Genomic DNA, 12,585 nt, shown 5'->3' on the forward strand with positions numbered 1-12,585 from the left:
AGCCGGGGCGCGACTGCGAAAGTCGGCTGGAAGCACCAATTGCACTGAAACACAAGGTCCCCCTTGATCACCGTGAAACGGAGGACCTTGTGTTTCAGATGTTTGCCAACCTGCTGCCCGAAGGGAATGCCGCCAGCGATTCAGGCCTCGAGAATCGCCGCGACGCCCTGGCCACCGGCAGCACAAATCGAAATCAATCCTCGAACGGGTTTGCTGCCCTTTTGTTCTGCCTTCTTCTGAGCGATTTGTTTAGCGGTCTGCGCGAGAATCCGTCCGCCAGTGGCCGCAAACGGGTGGCCGGCAGCCAAGGATGAACCGTTGACATTGAGCTTCGACCGATCGATCGGCCCAAGGGCGGCATCAAGGCCCAGTCGCTGCTTGCAATACTCCTCAGACTCCCAGGCTTGCAGATGAGCCAGCACCACCGAAGCGAATGCCTCGTGGATTTCGTAGAAGTCGAAATCCTGCAAACTCAGCGCATTTCGCGCCAGCAGGCGAGGCACCGCGTACGTCGGCGCCATCAGCAGGCCGTCGCTCCCGTTCACGTAGTCCACCGCGGCGGTTTCGGCATCCACAAGATAGGCCAGCGGAGCCAGTGAATGTTCGGTCGCCCACTGCTCGGTTGCCAACAACGCGACCGATGCACCGTCGGTCAGCGGAGTCGAATTGCCAGCGGTCATCGTCGCGTCGCCTGCCTTCGCCCCAAAAACCGGGCGCAGCGTGGCCAGTTTCTCCACACTGGAGTTGGGGCGCAGATTGTCGTCTCGGTACAACCCCAAAAATGGGGTGACCAAGTCGTCAAAAAAGCCACGATCGTAGGCGGCCGCCATATTGCGGTGGCTGGCGACAGCCAACTCGTCCTGGTGGACGCGTTTGATCCCCAACTGCTTGGCGGTGACGGCAGCGTGCTCCCCCATCGACAACCCGGTTCGAGGCTCACTATTGGCCGGGATCTCGACTCCAAGACTGGCCGGCAACGAGCCCACCAGCTTCAACCTCTGGACATTGGACTTGGATCGGCGCAACTTCAGCAGGGTCCGCCGCAGATCGTCGCCCAGTCCGATCGGCGGGTCCGAGGTGGTGTCCACACCACCTGCGGCGGCCACCTCATAGCGGCCAGCCGCGATGCCGTCAGCCGCCGCGATCGCCGCCTGCAGACCGGTGCCACACGCTTGCTGCAGGTCATACGCTGGCGTATACGCCGACAGCTCGGAACCCAAAACACATTCGCGCATCAGGTTGAAGTCGCGGCTGTGTTTGAGCACAGCACCGCCGACTACCAGGCCCAGTCGTTCGCCGGCGAGACCGAATCGGTTTACCAGGCCAGTCAGCGCCGCGGTGAACATATCCTGGTTGGACGCATCGGCATACGCGCCGTCCGACCTCGCAAACGGGATGCGACTGCCGCCCAGCACAGCGACGCGTCGCCGCCCGTTTGAACTGCCCTGAGCAGCCTGGTTACTTGTCTTAGAAGTTGCAGGGGCCACCATTTTCTCCGTGGGTCTCCGGGCCAATCAGTTTGGGTGATCGGCCGTCGGGGGCCATACTACTCACTGTTCTTACTCTGAAGTAAGTTCGTTCCCGATACGGTTGCCGTAGTACGGCACGCCCGACACGGAAGGCAGCTCAGTGGCCCCCAAAGTTTCATCAGATCTGTTCTCACAGGTTGTCAGCTCCGGCCCCGGATCATTTGTGGCCAAACAACTTGGCGTCCCGCAACCCGAAACGCTGCGCCGCTATCGACCCGGTGATTCGCCACTGGCCGGATCGTTGCTGATCGGGGGCGACGGCAGGGTGGCCGAACCACTCCGCGTGGCGCTTGGCGATGACTACGACCTGGTGGGCGACAACATGGGCGGCCGCTGGGCCGACTCCTTCGGCGGGCTAGTGTTTGACGCCACTGGCATCACGACGCCGTCGGCGCTTAAAGCGCTACACGACTTCTTCACACCAGTGCTGCGCAACCTCGGTCGCTGCGGTCGCGTCGTGGTGGTTGGCACTACGCCTGAAGCCACCAGCAAGGCCGACGAACAGATCGCGCAGCGCGCCCTGGAGGGCTTTACCCGCTCACTGGCCAAGGAGTTACGCCGCGGCGCAACCGCCACGTTGGTATACCTGTCGCCGAAAGCCAAGCCCGCCGCCACTGGCCTGGAGTCCACCATGCGGTTCGTCTTGTCGGCCAAGTCCGCCTACGTTGACGGCCAGGTTTTTCGCGTCGGAGCCGACGATTCGACGCCGCCGGCCGACTGGGACCGGCCCCTCGACGGCAAGGTTGCCATCGTGACCGGAGCCGCCCGCGGCATCGGAGCAACGATTGCCGAGGTGTTCGCCCGCGACGGAGCCCAAGTCGTCGCGATCGACGTGGAGTCGTCAGAGGAGGCCCTGGCTGCGACCGCAAGCCATGTCGGTGGCACCCCGCTGTGGCTCGACGTCACCGCCGACGAAGCGGTTGAAAAAATCACCGAGCACCTGAACGACCACTACGGCGGGCACGCCAGCATCCTCGTCAACAACGCGGGTATCACTCGAGACAAGCTGATGGCCAACATGGACGACGCCCGGTGGGATTCGGTCTTGGCTGTCAATCTCCTCGCGCCTCAGCGGCTCATCGAAGGGCTGGTCGGCAACGGCAGTATCGGCGAAGGCGGTCGAGTGATCGGGCTGTCGTCGATTGCTGGAATCGCGGGTAACCGCGGACAGACCAACTACGGAACCACGAAGGCCGGGATGATCGGCATCACGGAGGCGCTCGCACCCGGACTTGCCAAAAAAGGCATCACGATCAACGCCGTCGCACCGGGATTTATTGAAACCCAGATGACCGCGGCTATCCCGCTGGCCACCCGCGAAGTGGGCCGCCGCCTGAACTCGCTGTTGCAGGGCGGTCAACCCATTGATGTCGCTGAGACCATCGCATACTTCGCTAGCCCGGCTTCAAACGCAGTGACCGGCAATGTTATTCGCGTCTGCGGTCAAGCCATGCTTGGCGCGTGACTTAGTTCGGCGACGATGAGGTCCACAACGGCCCGAGAAGGAGCCGGACAATTTGGACAGAGTTCAAGGAGAACCCAATGAACCAACCAAGCGGCCTACAGTACCTGCTGCGGGCGGCGGCCGGGGCACTACCCGTGGTGCCGCGGGGAGACCAGCTGCCCAACCGCACGGTCACCATCGAGGAACTACCCATCGACCGCACCAAAGTCGCCGCCTATGCCGCAGTCACCGGTCTGCGTTACGGCACTAATGTGCCGTTGACATACCCGTTCGCGTTGACTTTCCCCGCAGTGATGTCGCTGGTAACCGGGTTCGATTTCCCTTTCGCCGCAATGGGATCGGTACACACCGAGAACCACATCACCCAATACCGGCCCATAGCGGTAACCGACACGGTCGGCGTGCAGGTTCATGCCGAGAACTTGCGCGAACACCGAAAGGGCCTGCTGGTCGACTTGGTGACAGACGTCAACGTGGGCACGGAGACAGCTTGGCACCAGGTGACCACGTTCTTACACCAACAACGCACCAGCTTGTCCGGCGAGCCAAAGCAACCGCCGATGAAGCAGCCGAGGCTGCCTCCGCCCAGCAGTGTGCTGCGGATCAGCCCAAGCCGGATCCGCCGCTATGCCTCTGTCGGCGGCGATCACAACCCGATTCACACGATCCCGATCGTCGCGAAATTGTTCGGTTTCCCCAATGTCATTGCACACGGGATGTTCAGCGCCGCAGCGGTATTAGCGAACATCGAAGCACGATTTCCGGACGCCGTGCGCTACTCGGTGCGATTCGGCAAGCCGGTGGTGTTGCCTGCTACCACTGGCTTGTACGTCGATGAAGCCACAACCGGCTCCGATGGTTGGGATCTCGCGCTGCGCAACATCTCCAAGCGGTACCCGTACTTGACCGGGACGGTCCGGGCGCTGTAACTCTTAACCGCTTCGTTGCTCACCCAACGAAGCCGCTACAACAAATCGCCTCAGGAGCACTCTCAGCCCATACGCGCCGACCGAGGTCACGATAAAGACCGCAAAAAGCCAGATCGGGGGCCGCGCGAGCTCCCAGACGAAGATCGCGGCCCAAATCGGTGAACCTTGCGTGATCGCGAGTACCCCAGCGGCGCTGGCCAGCGAAACCGTCGGCGCGTCCAGGTGAGTCCATGCCGTCGAATTGATCGCCAGCACCACGAGCGATCCCGCCGCGGCCCCGGTGGCCAACGACGGTGTGAGCATACCGCCGGCTCCTCCAGCACGTAGGTACAAGGCGGTCAACATGGGCTTTAACAGCAGAATCACTGCGGCTGCCGACAACGTCATCCCGCTGGCGAGGCTGACCGTCAGGATGCTCTTGCCGTTGCCGGGTAGCTCCGGCCACCAGTGCGAACAGATGCCGGTAAGCAGCCCGGCTGCAGCCAGCGCGGGCAACAGCACCCAAGACTGCATCAGCCTGGCCGGACGAGCTCGCGCCATGAGTCGGTTGAATGCCATTCCCACCACCAGGGCCAGCGGCGCCAACGCCAGTCCGTGCGCGCTCAACAGATACGTCGAATCTGCGCTGGGCCAGTCCAGCTCCGGGCGGTCATGCGTGATCGCCGAACCAATTGCGACGGCCAGGCTCGAGGTGATCAGCGCCGCACCTAACGCACGCGGATGCCAGGTGTTCAACATGATCCGCACAGCGAAAAGCGCACCGGCGAGTGGGACAGCGTATACCGCGCCCAGTCCGGCTCCGGCCGCGCACGCCAGCAAGATCTCGCGATCGCGAGGGGACAACCGTGTCAGCCACCCAGTAGCGAAATCACTCAGAGCTACCGCGAACTGGCGCGGAGCTCCTTCCCTACCCAGCGATGCGCCGGAGCCAACCAGCACCACCTGCAACGCCGCATCGATGCTCCAAGACAACCGCGGTATCCGCTCGTGGCGGCCTATGGTCGTAGCCAGCGGCGGGACGCGGAATCTCCGCCGCAACATCCACCATCCAGCTGCCGCGAGCATGCCGCCAACCATTGGCCCCAGCGCTCGGCGGGCCGGGCTGCTACCGGTGATCCCATCGAGCAGCGGTCCGAAGGTGTAGTGGTACGTAAGGTGTTCGACACAACGCAACAGCACCGTCGTCAACAACCCTGCAAACCCCGCCAACAGTCCGACGATAACCACTGCGCAAAAGAAGTGGAGGGTACTGCGGCCGAACACCGCAGCCCGCCCGCCGACAATGCGGGCCGCGAAACGGTCCGAGGAGGAGTCGGGCAGATCAGCCACTGCGCGAATTTAGCCGGTCAAGAAGTTGGGCTCGATATCGTGATCAGCTGGTGCACCCTTAAGCCCAAGCCAGAACAGATTGATCATCAACTCCGCGGCCTCTTCAACGCCGGTCTGACCGGTGCTGAGCCTTGTGGCCACTGCCTCACCGGCACCCACCAACGCCGCAGCCACCGTTTCGATTTCAGCGTCCGGCCGGGGACTGCGGGTGCCAGCCCGCACTAGCCCGGCCACCAGCTCGATAATCTGCTCGCGACCTTCGCGTATGGTCCGGGCGAAGGCTTGCGAGCTCGTGGCCTGGGTATACATCACGATCCATGATGCTCGGTTAGCGTCGATGTAGCGAAGAAACGAGACGATGGTGTTGCGTAGCATGTCCTTCGCGCTCTGCTCGTAGTCGACATCGGCTCGCAACGCATCGATGAATCGGCTCATTTCGCGGTTCAGACATGCGTCGAACAGCTCTTCTTTGGACCCGTAGTACAGGTAAAGCATCGGTTTGGAGATCTGCGCCTTGGCCGCAATGGTGTCCATTGAGGTCTCGTGGTAGCCGTTCTCCGAAAACATCTGCACGGCGGCGTCGAGCATCTGCTGCTCACGGACAGCACGCGGTAGCCGTTTGGTACCACCTGCCATTGTCGCGCCCCTCTAGCCCAGCTACCTGACTCTAGAGTAAGCACTGTGGCGCGTCAGCACACGCCCTAGCGTCCACACACCCGGTTGTGCCCCTTCATAGCCGCAACCCGAACCACCGCAGTATCGACCGCCGGACCAGACAACTCGCCGGCGGCCACCGCCTTTTCCAACCGATCGAGGACCGCAGGTACTTCGTCGGTGCTGACCCACAACGCTATGTCGGTGCCAGCCTGCAACGTACGTAACACCGCGTCGGCCACGCCGTACCGGTCGGAGATGGCGGCCATGCTGGAAAGATCGTCACTGAACACCGGGCCGTCAAACGGCGGGCCGCCGTATCCGGTGCCGGTACGCAGCAGGTCGACGGCGGCCTTACTCAGACTCGCCGGATCATCGCCAGTCAACCCGGGAACCTGCAAGTGACCGAGCATCACTGCCACCCGATCCGCGGTCAACAACGTTCGGTAGGGCACCAGGTCACTGACCTGCAACTCGGCCAGCGGCGGGGTGATGACTCCGCCCTTGTGGGAATCTCCGGAGGCGTGTCCATGGCCGGGAAAATGCTTGAGTACGGGCAACAACCCGGCCTCGCGCAGACCCTGCGCGTACGCCCCGGCATACGCGGTGACGACATTCGGTTCCGCACCGAACGACCGGTCCCCGATGGCAGTGTCGTCTGGCGCGCCGGTGACGTCGACCACGGGGGCAAGATCGATGGTGATGCCTAGTTCCTTCATCCGGCGGCCCCGCTCCAACGCCACGTCGTGAACCTGCTCAGCGGTTTGGTGCCGAGCCAGCTCCCGAGCCGACGGCGACTTGCCGATCAGCGACTTCAGTCGTGAAACTCGACCGCCCTCCTCGTCGACGCTGACAGCAAGCGGCAACGGGCCAGCGTTGCCAGCGAGATCGGCCAACGCGCCGTCGGTCAACATCGACAAATCGGTGTCGCTGCCGATGATGATTCCGCCGACGTGGTAGCTAGCAACAACCGCCCGGGCATCATCGGCGTCGCGAACCCCGACCATCAACAGCTGAGCCAGCTTGTCGCGGACGGACAACATCGCCGGGACGGCGGCCGGTTCAGCGCACACTGGCGGCGCGGGAACGGCCGCTGGGATGCTGGCACCCGGCGAACCGCTGGCCGCATCGGACGAGGATGCGGGTGGTGCCGCGTCGCGGCCACACGCTGCCACCAGCGCCGATGCTGCGACAACAACAGCCAATGTGCGGGCAAAAGCCATCCGCATATGTTTTCACGCCGACGGCCCGCCACCGGACCCGGGGCGCGCCGAGTGCGGCTACATCACCAAGTTTGGGCTGAACCCCCTGCTACGTTGACGACCGACGCTGTTTGAGGAGCAGGGACCACGCGAATGCCCGGTTTCACACTAGCGGCGGCAGCCAGCATGATTGCCGGTTTGTCGATCGGGGCCGCCGCGACCATCGGTGCGACGGTTGTCGCGCACGACACAAACGTGGTCCCTAGTCACGAAGCGCCGAGCCCGGTGGCGTCCACCGCCGTGCAGTACGGCGACCGGTGCGATCGTGACCTATATCTACCTCGCACCAGCACAGCATCGCGCGGGTATTCCGACGTCGACGACGAGGATCGCTCTTTCCAGCCATGAATACAACTCTGCTAAGTTGTCGATAATCAGTAGTGTCATGCCCGCGGACCCGGAGGAGCCCCCGATGAATCGGATCGTCGCGCCCGCCGCTGCGAGCGTGGTGGTCGGTCTGCTCCTGGGCGCCGCGGCAATTTTCGGCATCACCTTGATGGTGCAGCAAGACACGAAGCCCCAACTCCCTGGCGGCGATCCGTCGTCGTCCGTGCTCAACCGGGTCGAGTACGGCAACCGTAGCTAGCCCGGCGGCAGGCATGACGCAGGCCGCGCCTGCAGAAGCGACCTCAGGCTGGGCAACACCGCGGCTCTCCCGACGGTGGCTACTGCTGGTCGCAGCGGTATCACTGGCTCTGACGTTCGCGCAGTCACCAGGCAAGATTGCGTCTGACACCAAACTCGACCTCACCACCAACCCGCTACGTTTCCTGGCCCGCGCGACCAACCTATGGAACAGCGAGCTGCCGTTTGGTCAGGTGCAGAACCAGGCTTATGGCTATCTTTTTCCACACGGCACCTTCTTCCTGATCGGCCACTTGTTGGGAGTGCCCGGGTGGATCACCCAGCGGTTTTGGTGGGCTTTGCTGCTTGCAGCTGGCTTTTGGGGGCTGCTGAGGGTGGCCGAGGCCTTGGGCATCGGCAGCCCGACCTCACGCGTGATTGGCGCGGCAGCGTTCGCGCTCTCGCCGCGAGTGCTGACCACACTCGGCTCCATCTCATCCGAAACCCTGCCGATGATGCTGGCGCCCTGGGTACTGCTGCCCACCATCGTGGCGTTGCGAGGAACTTTGCCTGGTCAGGAACCAACCCGCTCTGTGCGGGCACTTGCCGCGCAGGCCGGAATGGCAGTGGCGTTGATGGGCGCGGTCAACGCCATCGCCACGCTGGCCGGCTGCCTGCCCGCGGTGTTGTGGTGGGCTTGTCACCGGCCGAATCGCTTGTGGTGGCGCTACACCGGGTGGTCGCTTTTGGCCCTATCGGTGGCGATGCTGTGGTGGGTGGTGGCGCTGGGGCTGCTACGCGCCGTCAGCCCACCGTTCCTGGACTTCATCGAATCATCAGGCGTGACGACGCAATGGTCGTCGCTGGTGGAGATGCTGCGCGGCACCGACAGCTGGACACCGTTCGTAGCACCCACTGCGACCGCAGGCGCCCCGCTGGTCACCAGGTCTGTGGCCGTCCTAGCTACCTGCCTGGTCGCAGCGGCTGGCCTAGCCGGGCTAGCCAGCCGGCGGATGCCGGCGCGAGGTCGGTTGGTCGCAATGCTGCTCGTCGGGGTGGTCTTGCTGGCAGTCGGCTACAGCGGCGGTCTAGGCTCGCCGCTCGCCCATCAGGTGCAGACTTTCCTCGACGCCGGCGGCGCTCCGCTGCGCAACGTACACAAGCTGGAGTCGGTGATCCGAATCCCGCTTGTGCTCGGCTTCGCCCAGATGCTGGGCCGGATACCGCTTCCTGGCAGTCCACCAACATCGGTGTGGTTGAGTTCGTTCGCGCATCCCGAACGTGACAAACGAGTCGCGGCCGGAATTGTGGCCCTGACTGCGCTGATGGTTAGTACCTCGCTGGCCTGGACGGGCCGGCTCGCCCCGCCCGGCGCATTTAGGGCGATACCCGACTACTGGCATGACGCCGCCAACTGGCTCAGCGAACACAACTCTGGGCATCAGGCTGGGCAGCGGATCGCGGAATCGGTTCCCGGGCGGGTGTTGGTAGTTCCGGGCGCTCCGTTCGCTACCCAGGTGTGGGGCACCAGCCACGACGAACCGCTGCAAGTGCTTGGCGATAGCCCGTGGGGGGTGCGCGACTCCATCCCACTGACCCCGCCGCAGACCATCCGAGCGCTGGACTCTGTGCAACGCTTGTTCGCGGCTGGGCGACCATCGGTGGCACTCGCAGACACCTTGGCCAGCCAAGGTATTTCCTACGTCGTGCTGCGCAACGACCTCGATCCCGAGACGTCGCGCTCAGCGCGCCCGATCCTGGTGCACCGAGCCATTTCTGGGTCGCCTCGGCTGGAAAAAGTCGCTGAATTCGGCACAGTGGCGGGTCCGGATGCACTGTCGGGATTCGTCACCGACAGCGACCTGCGCCCGCACTATCCCGCCCTGGAAATATACCGAGTGACCGGCCGCGGAGCTGTTGCGGGAAATCCCGCCGCCCCCTACTTCGCCGACATCGATCAGCTGCCGCGGGTCAGCGGCGGGCCTGAGGTGTTGCTGCGTCTCGACGAGCGGCGGCGCCAGCTGGGCCAGCCAGCGCTCGGCCCGGTCCTGCTGACCGCAGACGCTCAAGCTGCGCACCTCCCGGTACCGTTCGTGACAGTCACCGACACACCATTGGCACGTGAGACTGACTACGGTCGGGTAGACCAACACTCGTCGGCGATTCGCACGGAAGGCGACACCCGGCACACTTACAACCGGATGCCCGACTACCCGGTGCCGGGCGCCGCGACGGTCTTCGGAGAGTGGACCGGAGGACGAATCACGGCGTCGAGTTCCTCATCCGACTCCACCGCGATGCCTGATGTGGCTCCGGCGACATCGCCTGCAGCAGCGATCGATGGCGACCCGGCGACCGCGTGGGTATCCAACGCATTGCAGGCCGCCGTCGGGCAATGGCTGCAGGTGAACTTGGACCACCCGCTGTCCAACGCCGTCATCACCGTGACGCCGAGTCCAACGGCTGTCGGTGCCCAGATCCGCCGCATCCAAATCGAGACCGCCACCGGCAGTACGACACTTCGATTCGACGAGGCTGGAAAGCCGCTCACCGCCGCGCTGCCCTATGGCGAAACTCCGTGGGTGCGGATCACCGCAGCCGCTACCGACGATGGATCAGCAGGGGCGCAGTTCGGGATCACCAATCTGGCGATCACTCAATACGACGCTTCAGGATTCGCCCACCCGGTCAATCTGCGGCACTCCGTACTGGTTCCTGGGCCGCCGGCGGATACGCCGGTCGCACGATGGGACCTGGGGGCAGAGTTGCTCGGCAGACCAGGGTGCGCCCAAGCGCCTGACAGTGTCCGATGCGCCGCATCGATGGCGCTTGCGCCCGAAGAGCCGGTCAATTTCAGCCGGACCCTGACCGTGCCAAGCCCCGTGGCAGTGACTCCGATGCTGTGGGTGCGACCACGGCAGGGCCCCAAGCTGGCCGATCTGATCGCTGAACCGGAGACCACACGAGCCCGGGGTGATTCTGATGTCGTCGATGTCTTGGGCTCGGCGTACGCTGCCACCGACGGCGATCCGACTACGGCGTGGACGGCGCCACAGCAAGTGGCCCAGTACAAAACGGCACCAACGCTCACCCTCACTCTGCCCCGACCAAGCAAGGTGTCCGGGCTAAGCCTGGTCCCCAGCCGGTCAACATTGCCGGCTCACCCGACGATGGTGGCCATCAACCTGGGTGACGGCCCACAGGTCCGCGCGTTGACGTCGAGCGATGGCCAGACAGCCTCGCCGCAAACCTTGTCCTTGCACCCCCAGATCACCGACACCGTCAAACTCAGCCTGCTCGATTGGCCCGACGTGATCGACCGCAACGCACTGGGCTTCGACCAGCTGAAGCCACCCGGCCTGGCTGAAGTAGCGGTGCTGGGTGCCGACGGAAGACCGATCGCGGCCGCCGACGCGACCCGCAACCGAGCGCGGCCTATCATTGTCGACTGCGAGCACGGTCCGGTGATCGCGGTCGCGGGCCGGTTCGTGCACACATCGATTCGGACTACGGCGGGCGCGCTGATCAGGGGCAAGCCAGTTCCGGCGCTACCGTGTGAACACAAACCGATCAAGCTACCGGCCGGGCAGCAGGAGCTGTTGATCAACCCCGGGGTGCGGTTCGTTGTGGACGGCGTCCGGCTGTCGACTCCACTCGCGACCAACTTACCCAGCCCCACAAGAGGTTTGGCCGAGACGGCGGAAGCAGGACAGTGGGGTCCCGGCCACCGGGAGGTGCGCGCCCCGGCGGCGGCTAAGTCCCGGGTGTTGGTCGTGCCCGAAAGCATCAATCCCGGCTGGGTGGCACGCACCAGCACCGGCCTCCGGCTCACGCCGGTGGCCGTCAACGGGTGGCAGCAAGGCTGGGTAGTGCCCGCCGGAGACCCCGGCACCATCACGCTTACATTTGTCTCCAACGTTTGGTATCGAGCAGGCCTGGCGATGGGGCTAGCTTTGTTGCCGTTGCTGGCGTTGCTCGCCCTTTGGCGGACTCGGCGGCGACCTCCAGACGACCCGCCCGCACAGCCGTGGAAACCTGCGGCATGGGGTACGGTCGCGGTGATAGGCGCCGGCGCGCTAATCGCGGGTCTCATCGGGGCAGCCGTGGTCAGCGCCGCTGTTGTTCTCCGCTATGTGCTACGCGGCCGAGAGCTGTTGTGCGACAGCGTCACTGTCGCGCTGAGCGCAGGCGGTTTGATCCTCGCTGGGGCGGCACTATCCCGGCATCCGTGGCGATCGGTCGACGGCTACGCCGGGCATTCGGCAAGTGTGCAGCTGCTGGCACTCGTTTCGGTTGCGGCGGTTGCGGCATCGGCGGTGTCCGGAGGTCTCGTACGCCCAAACCGGGGGAAATGACATCTCGGCAGTGACCGCCTTGAGCGCTCATGCCATTTTCCTGTATCGGATCGTCCATGGCCATCAACGTCACTCACGGCCTCTTACGTCGCGCCTTGGTCGCACAATTGGCGTGGGGCGACTTCCGACGGGAGCGGGCCGCCGCGGCGAGACGTTCGGTGTCCCCGGCATGAATTTGCGGCAAGACAGCACCTACATCACCCCGTATTGCGCCACGACCGCCATCTCGGCTGCCGAAGTCGCTTCGTTGATCACGTACCCCACACTGCTGACAGCGCTTCGGTCAACAACGCGGTAAGTGAAGCCAAGGCCAACAAAAACCGCACTGGCACAACGACTCTGCACGCCAATCGCCAGCAGACAGCAAGGCCCGAATAGCCGCCCACCCAACTCTGCGTTGGGTACGGGCGACGCATGTCGGTCCAGTCTTTTACTTCGTCACATCTGAGACACCGCCAGAATTTGCGGCCGCAGACATGCCGCCTGCTTTGCTCTGGA

10 protein-coding genes are annotated in these 12,585 nt (G+C 64.2%); 5 read left to right on the plus strand and 5 right to left on the minus strand.

Annotated elements, in window-relative coordinates; all coding sequences use genetic code 11:
* Positions 1-140 precede the first annotated feature (140 nt).
* A complete protein-coding gene (locus ACO07W_RS09800; protein ID WP_421842762.1) occupies positions 141-1,490 on the minus strand; it encodes an acetyl-CoA C-acetyltransferase in 1,350 nt (449 codons plus the stop codon).
* A 139-nt stretch (positions 1,491-1,629) separates the two neighbouring features.
* Here ACO07W_RS09800 and ACO07W_RS09805 point away from each other — a divergent pair, with 139 nt between their 5' ends.
* Together ACO07W_RS09805 and ACO07W_RS09810 are read left to right on the plus strand one after the other, a co-directional pair.
* Complete coding sequence (locus ACO07W_RS09805) at positions 1,630-2,994, plus strand: 3-oxoacyl-ACP reductase (RefSeq protein WP_421842764.1); 1,365 nt, start codon at positions 1,630-1,632, stop codon at positions 2,992-2,994.
* A gap of 77 nt (positions 2,995-3,071) precedes the next feature.
* Complete coding sequence (locus ACO07W_RS09810; protein ID WP_421842766.1) at positions 3,072-3,923, plus strand: MaoC/PaaZ C-terminal domain-containing protein; 852 nt, start codon at positions 3,072-3,074, stop codon at positions 3,921-3,923.
* 3 nt (positions 3,924-3,926) lie between these two features.
* Here the strand turns inward: ACO07W_RS09810 and ACO07W_RS09815 are convergent, their stop codons facing one another.
* The 3 genes from ACO07W_RS09815 to ACO07W_RS09825 all read right to left on the minus strand — a co-directional run bounded on the left by ACO07W_RS09815 (position 3,927) and on the right by ACO07W_RS09825 (position 7,129).
* On the minus strand, positions 3,927-5,186 hold the full coding sequence (locus ACO07W_RS09815; protein WP_421845907.1) for a chloride channel protein: 1,260 nt from the start codon (positions 5,184-5,186) through the stop codon (positions 3,927-3,929).
* 75 nt (positions 5,187-5,261) lie between these two features.
* Positions 5,262-5,888 (minus strand): TetR/AcrR family transcriptional regulator, encoded by a 627-nt coding sequence (locus ACO07W_RS09820; protein ID WP_421842768.1) that lies wholly within the window; start codon positions 5,886-5,888, stop codon positions 5,262-5,264.
* A 65-nt stretch (positions 5,889-5,953) separates the two neighbouring features.
* Positions 5,954-7,129, minus strand: a complete 1,176-nt coding sequence (locus tag ACO07W_RS09825; RefSeq protein ID WP_421842770.1) for a glycoside hydrolase family 3 N-terminal domain-containing protein — start codon at positions 7,127-7,129, stop codon at positions 5,954-5,956.
* 132 nt (positions 7,130-7,261) lie between these two features.
* Between ACO07W_RS09825 and ACO07W_RS09830 the strand changes: the two genes are divergently transcribed.
* From ACO07W_RS09830 to ACO07W_RS09840, 3 genes are all read left to right on the plus strand, one after another.
* Positions 7,262-7,516, plus strand: coding sequence for a DUF2613 domain-containing protein (locus ACO07W_RS09830; RefSeq protein ID WP_421842772.1), 255 nt, complete (start codon positions 7,262-7,264; stop codon positions 7,514-7,516).
* A 64-nt stretch (positions 7,517-7,580) separates the two neighbouring features.
* Positions 7,581-7,754 carry a DUF2613 domain-containing protein gene (locus ACO07W_RS09835; protein ID WP_421842774.1) on the plus strand — a complete coding sequence of 58 codons (174 nt, stop codon included), beginning with the start codon at positions 7,581-7,583 and terminating at the stop codon, positions 7,752-7,754.
* Between the two features lie 13 nt (positions 7,755-7,767).
* Positions 7,768-12,087 carry an alpha-(1->3)-arabinofuranosyltransferase domain-containing protein gene (locus ACO07W_RS09840; protein ID WP_421842776.1) on the plus strand — a complete coding sequence of 1,440 codons (4,320 nt, stop codon included), beginning with the start codon at positions 7,768-7,770 and terminating at the stop codon, positions 12,085-12,087.
* 192 nt (positions 12,088-12,279) lie between these two features.
* Here the strand turns inward: ACO07W_RS09840 and ACO07W_RS09845 are convergent, their stop codons facing one another.
* Entirely contained in the window at positions 12,280-12,432 is a 153-nt protein-coding gene (locus ACO07W_RS09845; protein ID WP_421842778.1) for a hypothetical protein, read from the minus strand.
* Positions 12,433-12,585: the final 153 nt, after the last annotated feature.

Origin of the sequence: Mycobacterium sp., assembly GCF_965230835.1 — a bacterium.
Classification (GTDB): domain Bacteria; phylum Actinomycetota; class Actinomycetes; order Mycobacteriales; family Mycobacteriaceae; genus Mycobacterium.